This is a genomic window from Salinimicrobium sp. WS361, assembly GCF_050750585.1.
GTDB lineage: Bacteria > Bacteroidota > Bacteroidia > Flavobacteriales > Flavobacteriaceae > Salinimicrobium.
In genome coordinates this window covers 62735-87349 of record NZ_JBOJLM010000007.1, presented here as the reverse complement: position 1 = coordinate 87349, position 24615 = coordinate 62735, and the positions used below count along the sequence as shown (strand labels likewise).

General features: G+C 41.1%; 34 protein-coding genes. 7 read left to right on the top strand and 27 right to left on the bottom strand.

What is annotated here, in order from left to right:
• Positions 1-31 precede the first annotated feature (31 nt).
• The 21 genes from ACQ93I_RS08930 to ACQ93I_RS08830 all read right to left on the bottom strand — a co-directional run bounded on the left by ACQ93I_RS08930 (position 32) and on the right by ACQ93I_RS08830 (position 10401).
• The gene (locus ACQ93I_RS08930) at positions 32-346 is read right to left on the bottom strand and encodes a hypothetical protein (RefSeq protein ID WP_431698191.1); all 315 of its coding nucleotides are present in this window, start codon (positions 344-346) and stop codon (positions 32-34) included.
• A 310-nt stretch (positions 347-656) separates the two neighbouring features.
• Entirely contained in the window at positions 657-1244 is a 588-nt protein-coding gene (locus ACQ93I_RS08925; protein WP_431698190.1) for a UvrB/UvrC motif-containing protein, read from the bottom strand.
• Positions 1245-1249: 5 nt separating this feature from the next.
• Positions 1250-1480 carry a hypothetical protein gene (locus ACQ93I_RS08920; RefSeq protein ID WP_431698189.1) on the bottom strand — a complete coding sequence of 77 codons (231 nt, stop codon included), beginning with the start codon at positions 1478-1480 and terminating at the stop codon, positions 1250-1252.
• An 18-nt stretch (positions 1481-1498) separates the two neighbouring features.
• Entirely contained in the window at positions 1499-1753 is a 255-nt protein-coding gene (locus ACQ93I_RS08915) for a hypothetical protein (RefSeq protein WP_431698188.1), read from the bottom strand.
• A 2-nt stretch (positions 1754-1755) separates the two neighbouring features.
• Complete coding sequence (locus ACQ93I_RS08910) at positions 1756-2118, bottom strand: hypothetical protein (RefSeq protein ID WP_431698187.1); 363 nt, start codon at positions 2116-2118, stop codon at positions 1756-1758.
• A gap of 2 nt (positions 2119-2120) precedes the next feature.
• A complete protein-coding gene (locus tag ACQ93I_RS08905) occupies positions 2121-2288 on the bottom strand; it encodes a hypothetical protein (protein WP_431698186.1) in 168 nt (55 codons plus the stop codon).
• 19 nt (positions 2289-2307) lie between these two features.
• Complete coding sequence (locus ACQ93I_RS08900) at positions 2308-2796, bottom strand: hypothetical protein (RefSeq protein ID WP_431698185.1); 489 nt, start codon at positions 2794-2796, stop codon at positions 2308-2310.
• Positions 2793-3518: a hypothetical protein gene (locus ACQ93I_RS08895; RefSeq protein ID WP_431698184.1), complete on the bottom strand. Its 726-nt coding sequence runs from the start codon at positions 3516-3518 to the stop codon at positions 2793-2795. The genes ACQ93I_RS08900 and ACQ93I_RS08895 overlap by 4 nt, the downstream gene beginning before the upstream one ends.
• A 3-nt stretch (positions 3519-3521) precedes the next feature.
• Positions 3522-3737, bottom strand: a complete 216-nt coding sequence (locus ACQ93I_RS08890; RefSeq protein WP_431698183.1) for a hypothetical protein — start codon at positions 3735-3737, stop codon at positions 3522-3524.
• Positions 3738-3766: 29 nt separating this feature from the next.
• Positions 3767-3913, bottom strand: coding sequence for a hypothetical protein (locus tag ACQ93I_RS08885; protein ID WP_431698182.1), 147 nt, complete (start codon positions 3911-3913; stop codon positions 3767-3769).
• Between the two features lies 1 nt (position 3914).
• Positions 3915-4094: a hypothetical protein gene (locus ACQ93I_RS08880; protein ID WP_431698181.1), complete on the bottom strand. Its 180-nt coding sequence runs from the start codon at positions 4092-4094 to the stop codon at positions 3915-3917.
• Between the two features lie 2 nt (positions 4095-4096).
• Positions 4097-4231 (bottom strand): hypothetical protein, encoded by a 135-nt coding sequence (locus ACQ93I_RS08875; protein WP_431698180.1) that lies wholly within the window; start codon positions 4229-4231, stop codon positions 4097-4099.
• Positions 4232-4273: 42 nt separating this feature from the next.
• The gene (locus ACQ93I_RS08870; RefSeq protein WP_431698179.1) at positions 4274-4471 is read right to left on the bottom strand and encodes a hypothetical protein; all 198 of its coding nucleotides are present in this window, start codon (positions 4469-4471) and stop codon (positions 4274-4276) included.
• Between the two features lie 33 nt (positions 4472-4504).
• Positions 4505-4675, bottom strand: a complete 171-nt coding sequence (locus ACQ93I_RS08865; protein WP_431698178.1) for a hypothetical protein — start codon at positions 4673-4675, stop codon at positions 4505-4507.
• Between the two features lie 8 nt (positions 4676-4683).
• Positions 4684-4971 carry a hypothetical protein gene (locus tag ACQ93I_RS08860; protein WP_431698177.1) on the bottom strand — a complete coding sequence of 96 codons (288 nt, stop codon included), beginning with the start codon at positions 4969-4971 and terminating at the stop codon, positions 4684-4686.
• A 229-nt stretch (positions 4972-5200) separates the two neighbouring features.
• Positions 5201-8422, bottom strand: coding sequence for a DNA primase (gene dnaG, locus ACQ93I_RS08855; protein WP_431698176.1), 3222 nt, complete (start codon positions 8420-8422; stop codon positions 5201-5203).
• Positions 8423-8647 carry a FlxA-like family protein gene (locus tag ACQ93I_RS08850; protein ID WP_431698175.1) on the bottom strand — a complete coding sequence of 75 codons (225 nt, stop codon included), beginning with the start codon at positions 8645-8647 and terminating at the stop codon, positions 8423-8425. It lies immediately after the preceding gene.
• 163 nt (positions 8648-8810) lie between these two features.
• Positions 8811-9047 carry a hypothetical protein gene (locus ACQ93I_RS08845; protein WP_431698174.1) on the bottom strand — a complete coding sequence of 79 codons (237 nt, stop codon included), beginning with the start codon at positions 9045-9047 and terminating at the stop codon, positions 8811-8813.
• A gap of 66 nt (positions 9048-9113) precedes the next feature.
• The gene (locus ACQ93I_RS08840; protein WP_431698173.1) at positions 9114-9404 is read right to left on the bottom strand and encodes a hypothetical protein; all 291 of its coding nucleotides are present in this window, start codon (positions 9402-9404) and stop codon (positions 9114-9116) included.
• A 122-nt stretch (positions 9405-9526) separates the two neighbouring features.
• On the bottom strand, positions 9527-10111 hold the full coding sequence (locus ACQ93I_RS08835) for a hypothetical protein (RefSeq protein ID WP_431698172.1): 585 nt from the start codon (positions 10109-10111) through the stop codon (positions 9527-9529).
• 11 nt (positions 10112-10122) lie between these two features.
• On the bottom strand, positions 10123-10401 hold the full coding sequence (locus tag ACQ93I_RS08830) for a hypothetical protein (RefSeq protein ID WP_431698171.1): 279 nt from the start codon (positions 10399-10401) through the stop codon (positions 10123-10125).
• A 123-nt stretch (positions 10402-10524) separates the two neighbouring features.
• Between ACQ93I_RS08830 and ACQ93I_RS08825 the strand changes: the two genes are divergently transcribed.
• The 7 genes from ACQ93I_RS08825 (at position 10525) to ACQ93I_RS08795 (ending at position 17665) form a co-directional block, all read left to right on the top strand.
• On the top strand, positions 10525-10818 hold the full coding sequence (locus ACQ93I_RS08825; protein ID WP_431698170.1) for a helix-turn-helix domain-containing protein: 294 nt from the start codon (positions 10525-10527) through the stop codon (positions 10816-10818).
• Positions 10819-11546: 728 nt separating this feature from the next.
• Positions 11547-12956, top strand: coding sequence for a hypothetical protein (locus ACQ93I_RS08820; RefSeq protein ID WP_431698169.1), 1410 nt, complete (start codon positions 11547-11549; stop codon positions 12954-12956).
• Positions 12957-13036: 80 nt separating this feature from the next.
• Positions 13037-13555, top strand: coding sequence for a hypothetical protein (locus ACQ93I_RS08815; RefSeq protein ID WP_345599236.1), 519 nt, complete (start codon positions 13037-13039; stop codon positions 13553-13555).
• Between the two features lie 31 nt (positions 13556-13586).
• Complete coding sequence (locus tag ACQ93I_RS08810; RefSeq protein ID WP_431698168.1) at positions 13587-14342, top strand: CsgE family curli-type amyloid fiber assembly protein; 756 nt, start codon at positions 13587-13589, stop codon at positions 14340-14342.
• 5 nt (positions 14343-14347) lie between these two features.
• A complete protein-coding gene (locus tag ACQ93I_RS08805) occupies positions 14348-14755 on the top strand; it encodes a curli assembly protein CsgF (RefSeq protein WP_345599232.1) in 408 nt (135 codons plus the stop codon).
• A 5-nt stretch (positions 14756-14760) separates the two neighbouring features.
• Positions 14761-16140, top strand: coding sequence for a CsgG/HfaB family protein (locus tag ACQ93I_RS08800; RefSeq protein ID WP_431698167.1), 1380 nt, complete (start codon positions 14761-14763; stop codon positions 16138-16140).
• A gap of 22 nt (positions 16141-16162) precedes the next feature.
• The gene (locus ACQ93I_RS08795; RefSeq protein ID WP_431698166.1) at positions 16163-17665 is read left to right on the top strand and encodes a carboxypeptidase regulatory-like domain-containing protein; all 1503 of its coding nucleotides are present in this window, start codon (positions 16163-16165) and stop codon (positions 17663-17665) included.
• 66 nt (positions 17666-17731) lie between these two features.
• On the opposite strand, the gene ACQ93I_RS08790 is transcribed toward ACQ93I_RS08795, so the two are convergent.
• The 6 genes from ACQ93I_RS08790 to ACQ93I_RS08765 form a co-directional block, all read right to left on the bottom strand.
• Positions 17732-18427, bottom strand: coding sequence for a potassium channel family protein (locus ACQ93I_RS08790; RefSeq protein ID WP_266069231.1), 696 nt, complete (start codon positions 18425-18427; stop codon positions 17732-17734).
• A 4-nt stretch (positions 18428-18431) separates the two neighbouring features.
• A complete protein-coding gene (locus ACQ93I_RS08785) occupies positions 18432-20222 on the bottom strand; it encodes a TrkH family potassium uptake protein (RefSeq protein ID WP_431698165.1) in 1791 nt (596 codons plus the stop codon).
• Between the two features lie 2 nt (positions 20223-20224).
• A complete protein-coding gene (locus tag ACQ93I_RS08780; RefSeq protein ID WP_431698164.1) occupies positions 20225-20374 on the bottom strand; it encodes a hypothetical protein in 150 nt (49 codons plus the stop codon).
• Positions 20375-20451: 77 nt separating this feature from the next.
• Positions 20452-21129, bottom strand: coding sequence for a response regulator (locus ACQ93I_RS08775; RefSeq protein ID WP_431698330.1), 678 nt, complete (start codon positions 21127-21129; stop codon positions 20452-20454).
• A complete protein-coding gene (locus tag ACQ93I_RS08770) occupies positions 21122-22198 on the bottom strand; it encodes a sensor histidine kinase (RefSeq protein WP_431698163.1) in 1077 nt (358 codons plus the stop codon). Before ACQ93I_RS08770 ends, ACQ93I_RS08775 begins: the two co-directional genes overlap by 8 nt.
• Positions 22199-22516: 318 nt before the next feature.
• A complete protein-coding gene (locus tag ACQ93I_RS08765; RefSeq protein WP_431698162.1) occupies positions 22517-24505 on the bottom strand; it encodes a S9 family peptidase in 1989 nt (662 codons plus the stop codon).
• Positions 24506-24615 lie beyond the last annotated feature (110 nt).

The window sequence follows — 24615 nt, the reverse complement described above, 5'->3', positions numbered from 1 at the left end:
TATGTTAGCAAACAGTTAGCGATTACCGTTTTTAAGTGCATTTTCGCTTCTTCTTTTTTTTGTCAATGAAATCTTTCAATTCATCAACCTCTTTTTTGCTTTTGTTCTCTAAGTGAAAAATCTTGTCGGTTTGGTTGTATAAAGACCAAGTTCCGTCAGGATTTTCTATTTTCTTATATCTAGTCATAAGGTTTTTACTTTTGAATATTTTTGTACATTTTTTACACCTCAAGGTTTCATTTATCTTCGAAAATTCATATTCAGTATAAATCGGCCTATAATCCACACCTTCAAAGTTTGGTGAGGAACAAGCGGGTAATCTATTTTTTCTTAAATGTATTTTCATATTTTTTCTAAGTTATAGTTAAACCGATTTGCTAACATCTTGTAAATGCCATTAAAACGGACATTTACAGACGTTCGTTAGCGCAAATTACCTTCTAAACGCCTCAGGCGATCTTCGAGTTCTTTAATTCTTTTTTCATCCTTTCGTTTCTGGTTGTTTTCTCGAACACAACTATTACATCTGTATTGAGGATAAGGAAAGGACGCGTTTGTTTTTACTGTTTTACCTCCGCATCGCGGGCATTTTGGGTTACTGAATAATCCCATAACTGTATTTTTGATTGGCTAAATAATACATCTTTTACTAAAATTTAATGAGTCTGGCGTGCGGCGCTCTGTGGTAGCCGAACAATCAGCCGGCCACCATCATCAAAGATGATATGTCCCTGTTCCATAACCCGATCTCTTATATACGCTGCAGCTTCAAAATTTTCCCTTTTTACGGCTTCCCGTAAAGCAGTCTCCAGTCCTGGAATATTTAGATTATCGATAAGCCGCTTCTCGAGACCACTCACTGCAAGAGGATTTTGCATGTGTGCGCGAATAGTATAAGCCATAGCATCTGCCATATGATCTGAAGAATCAGCAGCTTTTTTTGCCAGGTCCTTTGTTTTTTCAAATGCCTCGTTCTCCTCCAGGATCATGTAGAAGAGGCAGTCGAATTCTTCATTACTTAATTCTTCATAGCAGCGAAAAAAACAGTCCTCCGCATCACCTACCTTAAACCTAACCAGGGGATGAGTGTATAAAGTTTCCTGGTATATGATAAAGCTGGGCCTAAAGCGACGGCGGCGTTCATAGTTGCTTTCCACGAATTCTGCAGCGTGCTGAGCAACACCGAAGAATAATTTCGCTTCAGCAGATCCTGTGGAGAGTACTACGTGTAATGGTGAGCTCATGTCTTCTAATTATTTTCCGGAGTTGGGAAATCCTGATTCTTTTCAAGCCTATCGGCTGTACTGCGCAAATGCTTGATCATGTCGCTTCTTTCAGAATCACTGATGTAATTGGCAATCCCTTTATCATAATGAGGATAAACCAGGATTGTACAACCAAATCCCGGAGGAAGAATGGCTTTGCATTTTCCCATCATCTTACGCATTAAATTTCCTGAGGTCATATACTTTTTTGGCATTTTTGGAAGGTTTTAAATTTATACTTCAAATAATTTAAGTTGATTAGGATCCTCTACTACTTCAAAATCCTCTTTAAACTCTTGCTTCATAGAGCATTTACCATCATTGGAAACTAAACTGTCCAAAATCTTACTAGCCTCCTCATTGTTGCACGCTGAATAATTGTGCACCATTTGCACAAGAGCTATGGGGCAAGCCTTGTCACCGTATTTACAGGAACTGCATTCTCCATCGAATACCATCCCTTCTGAACCATTTGAGAAATACGCCATAATTACTCTTTTACAGGATTAGCATTTTCAGCGCAGGCGCTGCATAGGTTCTCGGCAACCCAGTGACAGGGTTCGCCGGTCTTCTCCATACACTGCAGGCAGTTATCATCTGTACAGCCGCACTGGTGACAGGTTCGCTCTTTAAAACTATCGATCAACTCCCGGGGAATCGGGCCGGCCATGGGCAGACCTGATTGTTCATCATACTCCTCGCCTGGATCTCCACTATCCCACTTATCCATTTTATCCCGATACCTGGGAGAAAACAACAGGAGCTCCACTTCATGAAGCTCTGTACTGTCACAGGCATTGAGGAATTTCTCCGGAGTAACATCTATTACGGTATGGCTTTGAATTTTAGGCATGGCTAATGGATATTAAGGTTAGGATCTGTACCGCCAATGGAACCGCCGCCACTGTCAATTGACACAACCACATCACAAGGCTTATGGCAGTTAAGGCAAACAGCATGCTGCGTTGTGCGCCCAACAGATGTCACCGCGGTACCACAACATTTTGAAGTCAGTTTTTTCATGATTTAATTTTTTAGGTGATTAAAATTTATATCCTATTCCTCCAGATCCCGATCCCTTAAGCTTATCGATATCTGATCTTAGGCGGCCTTCCAGCCGCAGGAGGACAAAAAAGTTCTTGTAGTGGTACTCCAGCTGGCCAGAGACACTTGCAGAGAAGTGCAGCACCTCATGTAACCAGGGAACATTGCGCTGTATCAATTCAAAGCCGCCAAGCAGGAGGTAGTTCCAAACCCGCTCATGATTAAAAACATGACCAACTTTGATCCCGAAAGAATAAAAATCTATAGCCTTGAAATTCTCATAAGTGGCCTGTGCCTGGAAACTGCGATTTCTATATCCAAAATTGAACATGCCATCGTATGCCCGGGGATTTACTGTCCCTTCAAAAAAGGCATTTTTGACATCTATTTCTGTGGAGGCAAAAAAGAAAGTTTCCTTTTCAAACCAGTTCACCTGGGCAAAACAGAAACCCGGTAACAATATCAATATCAAAAGGGTCTTTCTCATTTCAGGAAATTTGCGGGTTTCTCGGTTCGCTTGAAATCGTAGACCCATACCCACGGGTTTGATTTCCAGGAATCTTTTCCGTTGATGGATTGCCAGAGGGAGTTAAATGAATTTACGGGATCGTGAAAATTGTAAATGGGAAATTCGTCTTTCAGATCAACCATATAATTCTTGAAAGCTGTACTATGCCTTTCTAATCCTTCAGCAATAGCATCCACTTCAGAAATATCCTGCAGTCTTTCCACTCTCACATTTGTAACTTCCAGAAAGATCCTGCAGGCGGCTTTAGGCATGTGGATGGAAGGCTTCCAGGGACGGCCAACCAATTCTTTTTTAGGATCAAAATCATTGTCAGCTTTATACTTGATAAAATGAGTAATGCCTCGCTTAAGCATATCCATATAGTCGAACCTGGTTGGAACCCACGTTTCCCTAACCCAAAGGATATCTCCAGGTTTAACTTTTGCCTTCATATAAGCAATATCACCTTCTGGAAAATCATTATGATGAAATCCAAATTCCACTGCAATAGGGTTTGGATTTTTTTCTTTAGTATGATCCCAAAATCTGTTTGTGGTTTTCCTGGGATCTCCCTTTCGGTTCCATGCATCCGGAAATTCATTTTTGGATTCCAAACCTTTAATTCTTCTGGTTTGAGTTTTTCGATCTTCCATTATGGCCTGTACCATAGGAGTGCTGAATAATATAGGTTTGATTGCCATAGATTAGTTATTTTCAAGAGTTGGTAATAGTTCCCGGCGCTCAAGCTTGCCGGCTGTTTCCCTCATGGCCATGGCAGATTCTTCCATGGGGGCCGAGGAGATGTATGTGCCAAAACCTTTCCCTGATTTTGGAAATATCACCACTGTGAATTGATGATCTGGAGGCAGAAGCTTCTTTATCTGCCTGCCAATTTCTCGCATTGAATTTGATGTAGTCATAGTTTTAAAATTTGATTATTAATAATTATTTATTGTTGGCCATCCCTCCAGTGCATATCAGGATCATCGTCATCGAAGCAGCGGCTGGCCACATAGTACATGGCGCCATAAATTGTAGCTCCAACCCCAATTCCTATTAAGATCTCAAAGTATCTTTCTGTAAAAAGTTCTATCATATCAATTGAGTTTTTCATTTAATTGCTGCTCTCTCTTTTTGGCCAGTTTAGAGATTAGGTACATGTGTTTTTGACCTGCATTAAGAATGAGATAACAAAAACGGGAACAGGCTTCCCAAACTTCCTCCCGGGTGTGACACGATCCAATGATAAGTGCGATTTCTATTGGGTTGTATTTCATGATTAAACTGCTTTTTTAAGTTTTTCCGGCGCCGGTTCTTTCATGGCTTTTTGTTCCCGGATGTATCTCTTCATCATTCTCATATTGTCTTCATGTGATACGTTTCCGCCTGCAGGCGTCACGTTATGCTGCTTCATTAGTTGGTTGTTAGATTATTATTCATGCTGCCGGCAGTTCCTTCACCGGTGCCTGGCACGCCAACTTAAAACCATGTTGGCGATGATCACCAGGAAAATAATTCCGTAGAACATTGGCAGGAGGCCATACACTTTAAAGGCAAAGTAGATCACGTGAACAGCCAGGAAGATGAGACCAAGTAAAAGGGTTCCAAGGGCGCCGACTTCAATGCGGGAAACGAGGGTGAAGATTTTTTTCATAATTAATAGATATTAGATTTTAGAATTGAGTATTTAGATAAGGCCGTAAAATTCTTCGTTACCGCATTTTGGACAGACCATTACCGTCCAGTCGCCATCTTGCTTCTTTCCTTTTTCTTCCTCTTTGCCTTCCCACTTACATTTCCTTTTTGTGCATTGGAATTTGGATGGAGTTTCGCCGTTTCTTGTAAATTTTCTTTTCATTGTTACTGTTATTTGCTAGTTGAAAAATGTTCATTGTCCACAGATTCCTGCTCCTGCTTATTATTGATCCATTCAGAAAAGCTGGGATCGTTCATTGGAACCAGCAGCATTTCATTCTCCAGGTAATGTTTAAGAATGAATGGATCTTCATCTCCTCTTATTGAGAAAATGCCGTCAACGGTTTGGCCGTTGTCCTGGGTAACCGCGTAGGTTTGCCCAATCTTCAGGTTTCGGCTGTCGCTTTTAAGATCTGCCGGTACCGCTTTTCTAAATTCAACCAGTTTTAATACTGCCATGGATTTTTTTTTAAGTGCTCGCGCGTTATAGTGAAATCGTGTTTTGTGTTTCAACACTTCAACAGCGTTGATTTTCAGTGTTTTATCTCGAAAAAGGTGTTGATTGTGTTTGAAACTCAAAACAGGTTCAAACAGGTTCAAACACTTCCAACACCTTTTCAACACCCTTTTTTAATACTTAACTTTTTCATTCTTAATACTTTACAAAAGGTGTTGAAACGTTTGAAACTCAAAAGGGCAATTCGTCACCATCCTTATTAATATTTTTGTTTCCAGGGGTGGCAGGGGAGAAAGACATTTTCTCTTGATCTTCATCCTGAGGGTTAGCGAAAAGGCTATTCTCGTTGAGCTGGAAGTCAATTGCGAACTTGATCTCGTCCTTAATTGGGATCTCCTGTATGTTCACCACATAGGCGCTGGTGCTCTTCGAATCTTTCCCTGGTGCCATCCTGGTACCTTTTACATCTTCTATCCAGGAGCTGTCTTTCTTGAGGCTATCCATCATCACTCCTTTTGCCGGTGCGTTATCCCTGTACTGCGTATACCACTGTCTCGATACCCTGTTATAGCAGCTGGTGAAATTGAAATACAGCTTATCGCCCGAGATCTTAAAGTCACGCCCCACCCGAATTTGATCGGCTAGAGTTCCACGCATAGAAGCAAGGAAGCAATCCCACCAGCGGTTGATCGTGCTCGCGCTGTCCATCTTATTCATTTGCATGTCGATGGTCTTCTCAAAATGCACCATCATATCCTGGTGAGTAAAGGTGAAGGGCATGATGTTGGCAAACATTTGGTAGAATGTTCCCAGTACAGAGAGGTTGGCCACCATCCTGCTCACTGCATCTGGCCGTCTTTGCCCCAGCGTAGCTTTAAATTCCCGGAATTTATATTTGAAATTATTTTTTACGGCCGCCCTGTGCTTCAAAAATTCATCTGTAAAAGCAGAGATCCCTTTCTTCGTCATGTCGCTCAACTTCTCGTAGTCCTTGATCTCCTCGTCATTGAACGTAGTCTTGTCCATGAATTCCCAAATGAACCGGGTGATCAATGCTTCCTGGTCGGGCGCATAGTTTCCTGTCATGAGTACTGCAGAAAGAATCGGAATAGATTCGGTTCCTACGTGGCTGTCGATGTTTCCGCGCTTATATCCCCTCCTGTCCCAAAGTCCTTTGAGAACACCGTCGAGCTTTGGATCACCGTTCTTATATTCTGAAAGCTGCGAAATCGTATTGCTGAACTGTGCAAATTCCCGCACCTGGGCTTTGATGGTACTCACACCTCCTTCAAGGTTGATCGCCGTTTGCGGAAATCCGAAAAAGCTCTGGCATACATCGGCCAGCTGATCCTTTCCTGATGATGCCGGTCCAAACAGGAACAGCATAGGGAAGAAATTGAGCTCGCTCACCACGATGTCCTGGAACATAGAGGCCACTGCAAAGAGAATTCCCGTCATCCCGTGCTTACGGTGAACCTTTAATACCTGGGAAGTGTAATTTTCGAAATTAACCTTCGGCTCCAGGCTCACTACTTTCTTCTGCGCTTCGTACTTGTAAAGGTTGGATCTGTAAATCGTGTTGGCCGAAGGGATGTAGTATGACACTTCATCTTTTTCAAATACACCATTCTCGTCCAGCTTGATCACTTCTCCAGAAGGAACCGAGATCTTGTTGTTCCAAACCCAAAAACCTTCAGGCTGCCAGCCTAATACATCGATCTTACGACCGGTGCCCATTCCGTCGAATAAAAAAGTCTTCAGTAATTCATGTTCATTACGGCCACCTTTCCAGCGGAAGTTTCCGTGGGCGGTAACAGCATTCTCAAAAGCCATAGGAGAGTTCATGTCGCTGGACTGCATGTCAAAAATGCGCTGCAGGCCGTGAACATTCTTTATGCGGACGAGCTTCATGGGAAACTTTTCGTCCTGCATGTGCTGAATGATCTCTATGGAAAAATTGCTGACCGATTTGAAGGAATACGGCGGACCGTCTTTGCCCTGGATCCATATCTGGTTGTTCGCCATGAACAGCTGATATTTTTCAATTGTTGGGCGTAATTTGTCCAGAGGTTCTTTTACCGTCGGGGGGAGACGGTAAAATTCATCCTCTTCGGGGGAAAGAACTATTTTTTTAGTTGATTCGGCACTCATCTTCAGGTACGACTTTACCTGGGTGATCTTTACGCCACTTTCTTTCGCCAGCCATTCAGTATATAACCATCGCATGGCTTCATCTTCAATCCTGGCTATAACTCCTGCCAGTTCTTTTGCTTCCTTGGCTACGTCAACTTCATCCTTGCCTTTAAAGTTCTCCTGCATCAGGAATTTAAAACCATCGTCACGGTAATCTGCATTGGTACCAAGATCTGCCAGCGTATATTTTTCTACGGAAGCAGCCCAAAACCGAACGAAATCATCGGGATCAAGGCTAGGGGATAAGAATACCATTTGCACCCGGAAGCCCATTCTAATAAATTCGGGAATGTACTTGAGCATGGCTTTCTTTCCGGCACCGTCGGGATCAAAGCAAAAAACAATTTTATCACACAGCTTCTTGAGCATGCGCATTTGTTTCCTGGCAATCGCAGTTCCGCAGGAAGCTATGGTATTGGGGATCCCATTCTCCTGCCATGCAATCACATCATTATAACCTTCCACGAGCCAGGCTTCGCCACGCTTCGAGATCTCGTCACGGGCTTTGTCCATCCCGTACCAAAAAAGGTCTTTTTTGTACAGCTCACTGTCGGCGGAGTTCATCCACTTGGCGTACTTCTTATCTTCAGACAATCTCCTGCCGGCAAGACCTACAGGAAAAAGTGAATTGCCTTTGCGATCAATAAGCGGATAGATCACCCGGTCATACCACTTGTCATTGTTCTCACTTATAAGACCGAGATCCATGGCGTCTGCCTTCCTTCCGCTCTGGACGCACAAATCATAAATGAACTTGCGCCCTGGTGCGTAGCCTATGCGGTACCGGTCAACAATCTCTGGCGTGTACTTTCTTTTTTCAAATACCTCGATCTTCGCAGGATGATCTGCCGGCAGCTTCTCAAATTCTTTTTCATACTTCCTGATCACCGACTCCAGCAAAGGCCGCAGCTCTTCCCGCTTTTCTTCTTTCTCCAGGTGTTCTTTGGCATACTGACTGTCATCATATTCAATTTCTATCGAATACTTTTTTGCCAGCCACTCAATTGCCTGGATATAAGACATTCCTTCTTTTGCCTTTAAGAAAGAAACTGCATGGCCACCACCCTTCCCTGAAGAGAAACACTTCCAGATACTTTTGGCCGGGGAAACCATAAAGGAACCCGAGTTTTCACTCACAAAGGGGCTTAGGCCTTTCCATGTGGAGCCTGATTTCTTCAGCTCCACAAAATCTTTGATCACTTCAACAAGATCGGAAGCTTCAAAAACTTTTTCTACTATTTCGGGTTTGATAAAGGGCATTTATAATTCTTGCTTTTCGGGGGTTAAAGCTTCGGCACCGGCATTCTCATCTTCATTTTGTTGTAATCGTATTATTTCTTCCTGCAGATCCTGAATTTGGGGGAGAATAGGGGCTTGCATGGCGGCAATCTCTTCGGGGGAAAAGAGGCCGCTATCATGAAAGCCCGCTATCTGTGCATTCAGGAAGTGTATTTTGGACTTCAGTAAGCGTATTTGTACTGACATATATTTGGCTTTATAATTTCCTTTGTTGGTAAAAAACTCCTGTGGACCGGGTTCGGAGTTTTTTCTTTTTCTTACAGTGGTTTTCCCATTTTTGGACAGTTAACCTTACAAACCTGCCCTTTATCTACTTTCTCAAAAAGCACCCGGAGCAAAACCATTCGAACTATTTCTTTTTTGTAGAGATGCAAACATCTCCAAGAGTTACGTCAACACCTGTCTCGAGATACTTCCAGGCTTTTACCTTCATCCTGGCTGAATTATCGGCGTCACTATTAAAGAAGTCATTGAAGATCTTCTCAGCTTCTTCTTTGGTGATTTCTTCTTCCCCTGAAAGGAAGTTGAGATCCTTGCCACCAGGGCCGTTAGGAATTTGATTGACGTTTGATTTGTAAAAATTCATATCTGTAGTTTTTTATAATCCCCGCCGTAGGGGGAGACGGGGATTCAGCAACAATTGCCGGGGGGATTAATTATTTTCTTTGGTGAACAAAACTTTTAGGCCGGCACCAGATCTTGACAGTACCATATGAAGGTTCCACTTGGCTGTATGGGAGATTAGCTTTTTGATTACCTCCTGGTCAAGAGCCTGGTCTGTATTCACTTTAGCTTCTACCACATTCCCGGTAGAGTCGGGATAGATCCTGGCACCAAAGCCGGGTTCAAGGATCTTCTCCAGATCCTGTAGAAACTGTACATCTTTGGCCATGGGTTTTCCAGGGAAAACAGGGGTTGATTTTCTTACAGTTGTTGAAGTCATAATATTTGATTTTGAATTAATACTCTTTAAAAAAAGGCCCGCCGTAGGGGGAACGGGCCAGGTTAGCAACAACACCTATTAAAAGGTGATGGTAATTGAAAGAACGTAGTATTTAGCCGCGGCTAAATGAGGTTGAGATCACGGCTTATGAGGGCCGCTTCCGGTTTTGTTTGTATTCCTAATTTTTGATACAGGTTTTTCTTTGCCAGGTGAAAGGATCCCAGTGGCATGTTAAGCTGGTAAGCGATATATTCATTGGTGTCATGAGTGGCCAGTAATTTGAGGATCTTCACTTCAAAAAAGGAGATCTCCTCATTCTTGTACCGGGGGGCATGGCACAAGATCCCTGCACCGGGACAATAATCCCGCGCCTCACATTCACTGTATTCTCCTTCTTGTAATTGGAAATCGGTCACATCTGGAGTGAAGTCCAGGCCACCAAACCTGCAGCTGCCAAATTGGATTCGCCGCTTGAGTTCAGAATGCGGGTACCATTCATTGAGAATCTTAAAAGTTTCGGGCTCTTTTTGAATAGCCTCGTCAAGAATAAGGTGGTGAGAATAAGGAGCATCCTTGAACTCCTTCACCTTGCCGGCACTCATCACTTTAAATTTCCCGTGGGGCCCGTTAAAAAATTCGATCGAGTTGCAGAGGAGGCCGGGGTACACCCGTAAGCCTGCGGTTGTTGATGTGGTTGTTGAAGTCATAATGATTTGATTTAATTTCCTGTTGCCAGTTGCTCCAGCTTCCTTTGCGCTTTTCGATTCTCGCGTGCGAATTCGAGAATCACGTTAAGGACCTGGACGTTTTTTGTTCGGAATAGTTTTACATCCTTCACAACATTGTCTGAGACAATGATTCCATTCTTTTTGCAGCGTTCTATGATCACATCTGTGTAAAGCCTGGGGATGTGGTTTTCAATTAATTCCACAATCCGCTCTGCTTTGTGCGATTGCATTTTGTATAGCTGCGTTAACTTATTTACTTTTGTGTTCATGCGTGTTTGAATGTGTTTTCAAATGTAAATACATATTTGCATTAAAAAAAGAAATTAATGCAAAAGTGCATTAATTTATAATTGTTCTAAATAATGAATTTCGGGGAGAGAGTAAGAGTATTAATGAAGCAGCGTAACCTTAAGATTAAGGAGATGGCTGCGCAAATGGAAGAAAATCCTACTTCGGTGACCAGCTACCTCAATGGAAACCGGAAGCCCAGGGTAGAATTCATTTGGAAGCTAATTGACTTTTTTCCTGAAGCCGATTTGAACTGGCTCTTTAGGGATGATGCTTCGGGCCTTCACCCCTCGCATGAAGAAAAACCGGTGTACTCGGTACCCAAAACTCCGGAGACCGTCATCTCCAATATTGAAGGAGATTTAAAAGAATTGAAGGCGCTTTTGGCACAAAAATGACACAAAGCCGCCGCTAAACCCCGTGTTTACTAGCTGTGCTGAATCCCTCCGGGGTCACTTTTAAATATTGTAAAAGCCTGTAGATGAATTCTACAGGCTTTTTTTATGTTGTTCTCTCTTATACAGATTAACAGATCAAATGTAGAGATGTCGATTCTTCTTCAAAAGTTATATTGTGCTGATAAATAGCTGTTTATCTTTTTAATAGTTCTTTTTGATATAACTTCTTAAAATTTATAAAATTGACTTGCTGCTTCTCCTGTGTGAGGAATAATAAATTTCACTTTGGTATGATGATAACTGAGGATTTTTTCAATAAAAGTGTGGAAATCAGCCTCTTTTTGTGGAATAAGATATTAATAACCTTATATATTTGTAAGTTTTTTCCTCATAACAAATTACGCTTTCCTCTTTAACATAAGTTTAACTTTTTAAGATATTCTTGGGAGAATGGTTGTTTTGAATTGAAACTACCTAGAAGTAGGTATTGTAGTTCATCGATTCGTCGATCTGACTGTTGGCAGGGAATTCATTTTAAGTAAATTAGCATAGTGAAAGAGATAAAGATTAAAAAAATTTACCCTACTACTTCTTTCAGGGGAATTCAATTTTTGAGTTCCAATCATTTCCCCCTTTTATTATTAGATGCTGTATTGATGGTGCCGAAAATGTCTTTGCCCCAAACAAGGATGTGTAAACTAAATTTTTAACCTTAAATTATTTTTATTATGAAAAAAGTTATGTTAAGCGCAGCAGCGCTAATGATTGGGGCAATTGGATTTGCACAAACCGGGCCGGCGGCATCAGCAGTTACACCGGTAACAGGTTCACCGGTGAATGCTAACGTAGCGGAATCTGATCAGTGGGGAACAGATCAAAGACTTCAAATTATACAGGTGGGTGAAAGAAACTCAGCTAGAGCTACCCAGTATAATGATCTGGGATACGACAATAATGAAGCTTTTATCCAGCAGGCGGGACCAAATGGATATTGGTTTGGTCAGAGTTATGCCGACGATAATGTCGCAGAGGCAATTCAACAAGGACGGCAAAATGAGACTAGCTTAATTCAAAGTGGTTTACGTAACAATGCCATGAGTGAGCAGGGCACAGGTTCTGGAAATTCTGAAGGGAACAGGGTTAATATCACTCAGGGAGCAGGAGATTTTCTTCTAGAATTTCCACCTGTAGGTTCTTTAAGTTCTGACAATTTTGCTTATGCATTACAAAATGGTGATGACAACAGTGCAATGATTAGCCAGGATCATGACAAAAATGAAGCGGATTCTGATCAAGATGGTGATGAAAACGCAGTACAAATTACTCAAACTTCTAATAGGTTATTTGCGGCAGATGGTCATCTAGCTGATGTAGAGCAAGATGGGTATGCCAATGAGGCTAAAGTTGAACAAAATGGTGATGGTGGAAGTAATGAGGCCTATACTACCCAGGAAGGAGCATATAACGATGCTTACCAAACTCAAACTGCAGAAGGTGCTGGCAGTGCTGTTAACGTAGCAACCATTGAGCAATTGGATTCTTATAATGCAGACGCCTATCAATCCCAGGATGGTGAAGGCAATAATGCTACTATTTCACAAGAAGGAGGTGAATGGTATCCTGATTATGATTCTAACTATGCTGAACAATGGCAGGATGGAGATAACAATACAGCTTCCATCACACAAGATTTTGATAGTAATAATGGTCCTTGGCCTCCTGCAGAGTCAGATAACTATGCTAAGCAATATCAAAATGGTGACGGCAACGAAGCCATTATAGACCAGGATGGAGAAGGGAATAAAGCTTACCAGAAGCAATGGGGTAATGATAACTATATAACTTCGGAACAGGATGGTCATAGCAACAATTTAGCTGCCTACCAATGGGGAGATGATAACTATGCTATCACTCAACAAACAGGAAGTGAGAACCATGGGTTAATCAACCAAACTGACGGTCAGTATGCTGATCTTTACCAAAATGGTAATGGTAACTCTGCAAATATATTCCAGGCTGGTCCAGGTGGAGGTTCTTTCCTTGGTTGTTCTTTTGGACCTCAATTGGATATTCCTAACCCTGATTATGTTGATCCTATCACTGTTAGTGATCCTTGTGCAACAGGAAACTGTAACTAATAATTGTGTTTTATATGTAAACAGAAGGAAAAACATTCCTTCTGTTTACTTTTTTCATAAAATTTGATAAATTTATTATTATGAGAGTTCATGTTTTTATAAAAATGATTTTGTCCTGCTTTCTGCTGTCTATGAGCTCTGGAGTTTTAGCGCAGACTTACATTAATGAAGAAGAAGTCGATCAGAAGGTACTGGAGGCCAATTTAAATGGTTTGATAGGCGGGATATCTATAACTCAACCTAATTTTAGTACGGTACAGGGAAATGCGGTAGCTTTAAAACAAATAGGGGAGTATAATCAAGCTGAGATTCGAACTCAAACAACTTCAAGTGAAATTACACTAACTCAGAATGGCAGGTATAATTATACTAAACTTGATTATATAGCTAATACAGCTATAGCTAAGCTTCTTCAGGAAGGTGATAATAATCAAATTAGGGATTATGTGAACGATGCAGGAACAAATATCTCACTTGAACTTGAGCAAAGGGGTGACGACAAGGTTTTTGAGAGAAATGGGGCTAACGATCTTACCCAATCCTTAAAGTTCATACAAACCGATGCCACGCCTTCACTAATAATTAGAAGCTATAATTAATATGAGAATTAGGAAAACAAATATTGTAAAGATGTTTATAGTGTCTGTGGCGCTTCTTCTTTCCGGTAGTTGTTTTTCGCAGTTTTACAATAAAGAGATTGTAGCTAAAATTAAAGTAGAAGACAGAGGTGAATTTTTAAATTTTAGTGCAACTGCCGAGAATGTGACTCCTGCGGGACATAATTTAAGGTATGATTTCACGCTCTTCAAAAAGGATGGGGCTGGAAACGTTACGAAATCCAACCAGGGAAACCGCTTCTATTTAGAGCCAAATCAAAAAGTTATTCTTTCCTCAACACAAGTCAACAGGAGTGATGAAGGGGGAATTATTCTTCTTCTTATGATTTACGATCAGGATGATAAACCAGTTGGGAAAGACAGGCTGGAGTTTAAAATAACAGAAGAATCTATTCAGGAGATAAAGGAACAGGAAAAGCAGGTAATAGCGCTTCCAAAAGATCAGGCCAAACCACAGGACGGAGTAATTATTAACGGCCTTGTGATAGAAAATACAATTACTAAGGCAGGACGCGACTTTTACCGTTATTTTTATTCAGAATACTATAACCGGGAAATTGTGAGTCCCCAGAATATTGAAATTGAAGAAGTGCCGGGAAGGGGTAGAATGACGCGTATTTCTGTGAATGTGGGAGATCAACTTGTGATGCGGTTCTTCGCCCAACCTAAAAAAGAATACCTCAAGCAAATGGCCAACGTAACACTGGCTCGTGTATTAGCTCAAATACAGAGACTGGAACAGCAGGCCAATAATTTTAAACACTATTAAATTTGATGAAAAAATTACTTTTACTCAGCTGTTTATTTTTTTTCGGCTTAAACGTTCAATGTCAACAACTCACTTATCAACCTACCAATCCTGCGTTTGGGGGTAATTATCTTAACTATAGTTGGATGCTGGCATCTGCTACCGCGCAAAATCAATTAAAAGCTCCCGGAAATCAGGCTCAACAGGAATCTGAACTCGACAGGTTAGGAAAAGATATAAACCGACAGATCCTAACACAAATTTCACGATCCCTCTTACGGGAACAGTTAGACGGGTTTCAGTTTGATGAGGAGGGAACCTTTACTTATGGATCTTTAAGTATCGAAATATATGAAACCCTGGAGGGGTTGGTAATAAATATTTTAGACACCTCGACGGGGGAAGAATCACAAATAGTTATCCCAAATAATTAAGCTTTATGAACAAGACCTACCAGGTAGTGCTATTTCTTGCAATTAGCACTCTAAGCTCTTGCGGGGCATACTTCAATCAACCATTTAATAATGACCCGGCCCGACCGGGGGAGAAATCTACAAATTCACATCTTTTAACCAGCCTGCCTCCGGCTAATGATCCTGTTGAAGTAGCTGTTTATAACTTTAGTGACCAAACGGGGCAATACAAAGCCGTAGAAAATGGCTCTACTTTTAGTACAGCCGTAACCCAGGGCGCGACTACTATTTTAATCAAAGCTCTGGAAGATTCCGGATGGTTTATTCCTATTGAGAGAGAGAATTTAAGTAACCTTTCTACCGAAAGAAATATTATAAGAAATACCAAGCAGGAATATATTAAAAACCTGAATCCTAATGAACCACCTTTACCAGCTTTACTTTATGCAGGTCTTATTCTTGAAGGAGGTATCATTTCCTATGATACAAACATTCTTACCGGTGGAATAGGAGCAAGATATTTTGGTCTGGGAGGTTCAGCTAAATACAGGCAGGATAGAATTACAGTTTACTTAAGAGCTGTTTCAACAAATACAGGAGAAATCCTCAAAACTGTATATGTTTCAAAGACCATACTTTCTCAAGGCCTGGATGGTAGTTTCTTTAGATTTGTGAAGTTCCAGAGATTGCTTGAAGCAGAAACAGGAATAACTCAGAACGAGCCAGTACAATTAGCAGTACAGGACGCAATAGAAAAAGCTGTAAGAGATCTTATTCTTGAAGGGGTTAAAGATCGCTTGTGGGCTGCCCAGGGAGGTAGGGAGGTAAACCAGCAACTGGTAGATAATTACGTGGCCGAAAAAAAGGCAGAGGAAGACATGGGCTTGTATGACAGGTTACTTATTGAAGATGTGCCAGAGAATAACTTAAGTTTTTCAGGTGGTTTATCTTTAATGGATGGCGACTATTCAAATAAAGAACCTGGTTATTTTGCACGGATTGGGTATCAAAAAAGGCTTTTTCCGAACCTAAGTATAGGTGGAAATTTAAATTACATCAGCCTCGATAATGGCAGGCAATTTAAAGGAGAGTTTGCGGGAGTAGATATTAATGCGAGATTTAACTTTTTGCCAAAAGATGATTTTGCTCCTTTTGTATACGGAGGCCCCGGATTTCTTATGGAGCTGGGGAATCCGGATCTAGCCACTGATGAGGAGAACCTTGAATCCAACTTTTTTAAATTTCAATATGGGGGCGGATTGCGATACTTATTTAATTCCAGGTTGGGTGCACAAATTTTTGCTGAACATAATCTTATTACAAATGATAAGCTGGATAATTTTGTCCATGGAAAAAGAGATGATCACTACTTCAATTTTGGTTTAGGCCTAAATATTTACTTTTAATTGATTTGAACTTGTAGAACTTATGAAGACATTCTTAAAATATATTACAATTGCAGGTTTATTCTTCCTAATAGGTTGTTCTGAAGATACAGTCGGGGAATCTTTAACAGGTAGTATATCTGGGAAAGTAGTTGAACGTATTAGTAATGAACCTCTCGAAAATGTCAAAATTACGACCAGCCCTGCTTCAAGTACAGTCTTTACAGATGAAAATGGAGAATTTGTTATTGAAGATGTTCTTGTTGATCAATATTCTGTCAAGGCTGAAGTTGAAGATTACACTACTACTTTTGAAGCAGTTACGGTAACCGAAGGTGCTACTTCAAATGTAGCTTTCGAATTATTGAAATCGGGTGCAAATAATAAACAACCATCCACGCCACAACTGCTTTCTCCCGAAGATAATGCTGAAGAAGTTGACATGACCGCAGAATTTGTGTGGAACTCCTCAGACCCTGAAGATGATGAATTGACTTACGAGCTGGAGTTGTGGAATAACGTGAATGATGAAGTGTTGACATATTCAAATATTAAAGATACTACCTATACCGTGGAAGGCCTTAATTCTGGCTACAGGTATTTTTGGCAGGTAAAAGTTTCTGATAGTATAAACGACCCAGTTCTAAGTTCATTGTATTCCTTTAAAACCAGAAATGTACCTGAAAGCAGGGTTCTGTTTACACGCCTTATCAATGGTAATAACGTGATCTTTTCCTTGAATTCTGAAGGAGAGGAATTTCGTTTAACTTCATCAGATCAAAACAGCTTTAGACCTCGTAAAAATAATTCCGTGAATAAAATTGCCTTTTTAAGGGTTGTTAACGGGCAGACCCATCTATTTACCATGAATCCCGATGGTTCTCAACAAAAACGTATCACTTCAAATATTCCGGTGAATGGTTTTAATCTAAATCTGATTGATTTCTCCTGGGCCGATGATGGAGCAGCACTGGTTTACCCAAATTTTGGAAAGCTCTACAAGATAAATTCTGCGGGTGGAGGTACCACTTTAATATATGAAACACAAAATGGCGATTTTATAACAGAAGTAGATGTAAGTGAAGATAATGGAACGATAGCCTTGATTACCAACAAAAGTAATGGCTATGATGCAGATCTATTTACTATTAATTTCGAAGGGGAAATTCAGGAGATGATCTTGAATAATGTTGAAGGGGCTCTGGGAGGTTTGGATCTTTCTTTGCAGGGGAATAAGTTACTATATACCTATGACAGTTCAGGTTATAGAAACGATTCCTACCGGAGACTTGATTCAGACTTGTTTATATATGATTTTTCCACCAGGCAATTTCAAAATCTTTCAGTAGAAAAACCCGATGGAACTAATGACCTTGATCCAAGATTTTCTCCTAATGAAGCTGAAGTAATTTTTGTAAATACCTCAAACGATGATTTATCACCCAAAGATATATACACCATGCCTGTAAATACTGGTAGTAGTACAGGGGATGATGACGATAGGGAGGTGCTTATAGAAAACGCGGCTATGCCAGATTGGGAATAATAGAGTAAATAAAATGCTTTAAACAGGAATGCCGGGAACACAGAGTTTCCGGCCTTACTGTTTTTATTAGTACTTTTCCTGGTCTTTAAGTAATTTTTTCAAATTCTTATTGTGTCCGTAGAGCACCATGATATCGTGTTTGTGCAAAACAGTTTTTGCCGAAGCTACTCCCTGTACATTCGAGACATCCCGGTTTGTTCCTATCTCGTTCTTCTCTCGGGTGATTTTGATTGTAGTTAGAACAATAATATCATATTTTCTCTTAAGGCCTATTTCCTCGAGAGTTCTTCCATCAAATTCGGCAGGGATCTCAGTTTCTATAATACTGTAGTCGCGGTTGACTTCAAATGAATCTACCACCCCATGTAGATTGAGTTTTTTTGCCCACCTTTCAGCGGTTTCTTCTTCGGGGTGTATGATTTCATCTACGCCCATAGCTTCGAGCACCATTTCCTGAAGCGGGGAGACTGCCCTGCTTATTAATCTTTTCACACGTAATTGCTTCATCAAGGCAGTAGCCATGATATTTGAACCTTTATCTTCACCAATTCCTACAATTACAATATCAGTATCACTAAGGGGTAGACTCGAGACTGCAGTAATATCTGTAGAGTCCAGATTAACAGCATGAGTGATCTTGTCTTTAATAGCTTCAACCTTGCTCATGTTCATGTCTACACCAATTACCTCATTGCCCATTTTGGTAAGCTTTTCGGCAAGGGAGGCTCCAAAATTTCCCAATCCAACTATTATATACTTCATAAGTTTAGTTCATTAGTATATCCTCCTGCGGATATTTATAATTTAGATATTTCACCCTTCTTAAAAGGGCAATTAAGATGGTTAACATACTCACCCGCCCAATAAACATGGTAGCAATTATTACCATTTTTGAGGCCTCGCTCAACTGCGAGGTTATTCCAATGCTTAAACCCACAGTACTGTACGCCGAGAAACACTCAAAGGCAATGCTTAACAGCGTTTTTTCCTGATCAAAAGATGCAATTAGAAAAATGGCTGTTCCTATGACCAAATGGGAAAGGGAAATAATAGCAAAAGCCCGTCTTATAGATATGTCCGATATCTGCCTTCTAAAAACTTCTACCCTGTCCTTGCCTCGTGCCAGGCTCATAAAGTTGAGCGTAGCAAGCGCAAAAGTGCTGGTTTTAATTCCACCCCCGGTAGAACTTGGAGATGCCCCTATCCACATGAGAATAAGAATGATCATTAGTGTAGAGAAGTTGAGAGCAGTCATGTCCACCGAATTAAACCCGGCTGTTCTGGGAGTAGCGGCTCCAAAAAAGGAAACTACCAGTTTGCCAAATCCCGAATGTTCCTCGAGGGTGTTATCGTATTCAAAAAAGTAAAATAAAACAGTTCCTGCCACCAGCAATACTGAAGTAGTGACAAGCACGATGCGGGTATTAATATTAATTACCCAGGGAACATAAACTGAGTTAGCCGGATGTTGAATTTTGACGTACTGGTTCTTGAAATAATAGATAAAATATTTATACAAATTAAAAAGAATAGGAAATCCTATTCCTCCTAAAATGAACAGCGTAACCATTACTAGCTGAAGCGAGTAATTAAATTTAAATTCAGGTTCATACAGGCTGTTCTCCAGTGTTGAAAATCCGGCGTTACAAAAAGCTGAAATACTGTGGAATATGGAAAAGAAAACCTGATCTACAAATCCCTTTACAGTGTTTGGGTCTAGATTTATAAAAACCAGTAGCGCCCCAATAGCTTCAATAGCCAGGGTGAGCAGAACAATTTTTTTCAAGACACTAAAAACCTCCCCGATCTTTTCAGAATTAGTCATATCCTTCAGCATGATCTGGTGCTCATAGGAACTTTTTCCGCGGAAAAAATAGGAGAAATAACTTGCGAAGGTCATAATGCCCAGGCCCCCGAACTGGATTAGGATAAGAATAATGGTTTGCCCCAGGCTGGTGAAATAGGTGCCGGTGTCAACTACAATCAAACCGGTAACACAAACTGCACTCGTAGCTGTAAAAAGAGCGTCTACAGCCGAAATTCCTTCATAGGTAGCTTTGGGGAGCATTAAGAGTAAAGTCCCCAGGAATATCATACCCAGGAAACTTGCCATGAACAGCTGCGCCGGGTTGAGTAACTTTCGGTTGAAGTTTATACTGATAGCTGAAAATTCCCTAATAAAGTAAATGAACAGGGCAAGATATAGCCAGCCCATGTTATTGAAGAACTCCAGGAACGGAAGAAGCCTTAGGGAAAGATCGAACTTCACAAAGATCAGGAAAATGTTTAGCAAGAAGATTGCGCCATCAAAAAACCGAACCTTTAGAGGAAATTTCTTTCGTGAAATTCCATACCTCACCAGAATTGTTGTACTTCCAATGAGCAGGGCTACCAGATAAAAATCGGTAAGATAAAGCTCTGTTTCAGATCTATGGGTGAAACCCAGGTCAAACACAATTAAGCAGACAGTGAAGAGACTTAATGCGAAGGAGAACTTCTTTAAAACTCCGAGTCGTCTTTCAATATTGTCCCGTTTTTGAAGGTTTGAAAAATTCAAATCTAACGTGTTAGGTTTTTCCGGTTTTGATGGACTAATTCCTCAATGTCACCCGTAGTATCGCCTTGAAAATCGAGATTAACCATGGTCACTTGTGTTCTATGAAGAATGTTGATCTTACTGTTTGGATATGCCGGGGTTCTGTTGTCCATAAAAGACAACAAAGGTAAATTGGATATTATAAGGAGAGTGTAAAGATTAAGAGATAGGTATAAAGATTTTATAAAGATTATAAAAACCTGTAGCCTACGCCACTTTCGGTGATAAAGTGTTTGGGGAGATTGGGGTTCTTTTCAAGTTTTTTTCGCAATTGTGCTATAAACACCCGCAAATACTGGGTTTCTGTTTGAGCTCCTGGTCCCCAAATACTTTTTAGCAGGTACTGGTGAGTAAGTACCCTGCCCTGGTTTTTTGCCAGCAGCGTTAAAAGATTGTATTCGGTAGATGTAAGCTTCACCATCTCCCGGTCTTTATAAACATTTCGTGTAGTTAAATCAATTTCCAAATCGTCGGCACAAATTTTCTGTTGCAGTTCAATATTTTGGTTAAGTCGCAAAGAAGACCTTATTCTCGCTAAGAGTTCACCCGTTCTAAAAGGCTTGGTAAGATAGTCTGTCGCACCATTATCCAGGGCTTTAACAATATCTTCTTCAGAATCTAGCACAGAAAGAATGATCACAGGTTTTTCGTACCAATTTCTTAGATCCTGTAAAATTTCATGACCGCTCCTGTCGGGAAGGCCAAGGTCCAAGATGATAAGTCCTGGAGAATGATTAGCAGCCAGATGCAGACCTTCCATTCCATCTGCTGCCTGTATGACTTTGTAATCGTTACTTTCAAGAATAATTTTAAGCAGCTTCCGTATTTGCGGCTCATCATCAATAATCAGGATTTCGCTTTTATTCATCATGCATCGTTGTTAATCTCGAAGTTTCAGCAGGTATCGTAATGGTGAATTTTGCACCGCCCGAAGGTAAATTTTCCAGTTTTATTGTTCCGTTATGCGCCTTAGTAAAACCTTTTGCAATAGAAAGCCCTAACCCTGTACCTCCCGTTGCGGTCTTTGGAAGCCTGTAAAACTTCTCGAACACCTGCTCGAGTTTATCTTCGGGGAATCCGGGGCCATTATCGCAAATTTTAATGATTAAATGTCCACCTTCAAAAGTAACTGAAATATTTATTACAGAGCCGGCAGGGGTGTACTCCAGTGCATTGTGAACAATATTGTGTGCCACCTGTTCAATTAATGGGCCGTCAATCTTGAATAAAGGAATTTCTTCGGAAGCTAACAGGTTAATTTCATGAGTGTCTTTCCGGTTATTGAGCATTACGGTGTGAATTATATCCTGAATGTCGTACCAGTCCAGCTGAAGCCTGAAAATGTCCGATTCCAGGCGGCTCATGCTTAGAAGGTTGTTTACCTGCCTGTGAAGCCTGTTACCGGCTACGTCAATTTCGCTGTACAATTCGGTTTTACTGTCTTCCGAAATTTCGCCGGAATTCATTTTCAGAGTATCCACAGCGCCAATAACTGTTGCGATGGGAGTCTTCAATTCATGCGATAAAGAATTTAGCATGGTACTGTAAAGCTGTAGCGTCTTTTCTTTTTCCTTTCGCTGCCTTGCCACAGCTTCAACCTTTCTTATTCTGGATGTAAATACGCCATTCATCACCGCAATAACAAAATACATAAGAAAGAGCAGGGCATCTTCGGGAGTGGTAATGCTGAAGGTAGATCGGGGCTGAATAAACAGGAAATTCCAAATCAATGCACTCACAACAGCTACGATCACTATGGGGAAAGTCTCCAGGAACATTGCGAGAACTGAAACCGCCAAAAGTAAAATAAGAGCTACAACATGATAACCAATGATGTTGATAAATAAAAAGCAGACCAGGGAAACAAGAAAAATGCACCCCAGGCCAATAGTGTACTGCAGGGTTCTATTACTCTCTATTTTCTTCACAAGCTCCACGGGCACAATTTTATCCAAAGATAAAGATGCCTTTTGAGTTAAGTTGGTAATTTTAAATTTATGTGATGTGGGAGGAGGTTATTGAAATATCAAAAGCCAGGCTTTCTTACAGGTTAATATCACTGAAACGGCGATATAAAAAAGAGGCTGTCTAAAATGTACATTTTAGACAGCCTCTTTTTTAGTTGAAAGACTGGAGGGGAAGCGAAGATCCCAGTCAAAAACATTTGCTGAAAATGCCATTTTTGACACATTAGGCATAAAGTCCCGGCATTTAAGCAGGTTCTTTTTTTACACCACCTTCCAATGCTTTTATCCCTATCTGTTGGACGGATCCAGTTGTGTGTCAGGCATTTCGTTGCCCTTCTCTTTCAAAAATGTCTCAAACCAACGCATCATTCTGAGATTGAAGTCATACCTCGCGGTAGCTTTTCGGTTTCCATGACCTTCTCCGGGGTAAAGTACAAGCCTTACGGGAGTGTCGGTCCTGGTCTTGATGTGGCGATACAGCTCATAAGACTGCCCCGGGTCTACACGCGTATCTTCTTTCCCGTGCAGGATCAAAAGAGGAGTGTGGGCCTGGTCTGCATAAAAGATAGGGCTGCGTTCTAAAAAGAACTGGTAGTCATCCCAAATCCTTTTTCGGCTGTGCACCAAAAACATCTCTTCCGGAATATCACTGGTGCCCCACTTTGAAATATTGTTACTTATTCCTACCGACATTACGCCTGCAGCAAACCTGTCGGTATGACGGGTAGACATCCAGGCCGTAGCGTATCCACCGTACGATCCGCCGGTGACGCCAACTCTGTCTCCATCTACATTTTTATTTTCAATGAGGTAATCTATTCCATCAATAATATCATCAAATTCTTTTCCGCCTGGGTCTCCCTGGCTGGAAATAGCAAAATCTACTCCGCGGCCGGTACTTCCTCTGTAGTTAGGATAAAATACTGCATAGCCCTCACCGGCACCTACCTGCCCCGGCATGCTGTAATTGGTAAGCCAGCCATTGTCATAATGAGCTTCGGGCCCACCGTGAACCACAGTGATCAAGGGATTTTTTTCAGAATTATTTACAGGATGAATAAGAATTCCCTGTATTTCCAAACCATCAGAGGCGCGGTAAGTAACAACCTCCTGCGCTCCAAATGTTTCATCTTTTAACCACGGATTTGAATCAGTAAGTTTTTTGGCATCAGAATTCCCTTTTTTCAGAAGAAAGAGTTCTCCGGGGTGTTGAGCTGTATTCCCAACAAAAGCTATCTCATTTTTCTCATTCTGTGAAAAGGTGGTGATATTTACGTTGTTGTCACTGTAAACCTTCTTCATTTTACCGTCTAGTTTTAGCGTACCAATGCTGCTGTAAACGCCTTCACTGGCAAGAAAACCAAGGATTTTATTGTCGATCCAGTGTAAGTCGTGAAACATGCCTTCAAAATCCTGTTGCAGGATCTGCGGAGTGCCGCCTGTAGCGTCAACAACAAAAATTCGCCCGTCAATTGGATCGTTCTCGTCCTTTCCGGCAATAAATGCGATTTTTTCTGAATTCGGGCTCCATTTGAGTCCGCCTAATTTGGCCTTATGGGTAACCTCAGCAGAGACTTTTAGCGTTTGCGGATTTACTATATAGATCTTTTGGCTTGTATAAAAATCGTCTACCAGCGAAGACGGAGCTGCACTAACGGCCAGATGCTTTCCGTCGGGGCTCCATTGTGCACCGGTTACATTTCCTTCTACTTCCAGTTTATTTGGGCTTCCCCCGGTTACATCGGCTACAAAAGCAGAAGAATTAGTGAGATTGGTTTCGTATATCTCGGGTTGATAAGGTAGTTTTGAGGTATTATCATCTCCCGAAACCCGGGATGTAAAAACCATTTTTTGCCCCTGTGGGTGCCAGTCGTATGATGAAATAGAAGATTCAAATTCAAAGATCTTTTGTGGTGTTCCGCCTCCAACCGGGATCTCGTAAAGGGAGGAGGCAGAATCCCCTTTTTGACGGGTCAAAAAAGTAATGCTGTTCTGTCCCGGCCTGTACCTCAAATTTGAGGTGCTGTATTCTGTCACCAAAGGCGTAGAAGTTTCCGATTTTACGTTATAAACGTATAGATGTGTGCTGGCTGCCGCGTTCTTTTGAAGAGGATCTTCGGGAACAACTTTTTGGTAGATGATTTTGTCGCCATTTGGAGCCATAACCGCATTTGTGACGTATTCCAGTTTGGCTACATCCTCTGGGGTAAGCACATTTTGCTGGGCAATCATGCCATGGGTGATGAGAAATAAGAGTATCGTAAGAGTTCTTTGCATGAGAATAAATGATTAAAATTTAAGTCAGTTTCTTAAGTTCATAATATACTTCAAAATAGAGATTGAAGCAAATGTTTCCTTCGGAAACAGACAGGGTTTGTTAGGGTGTC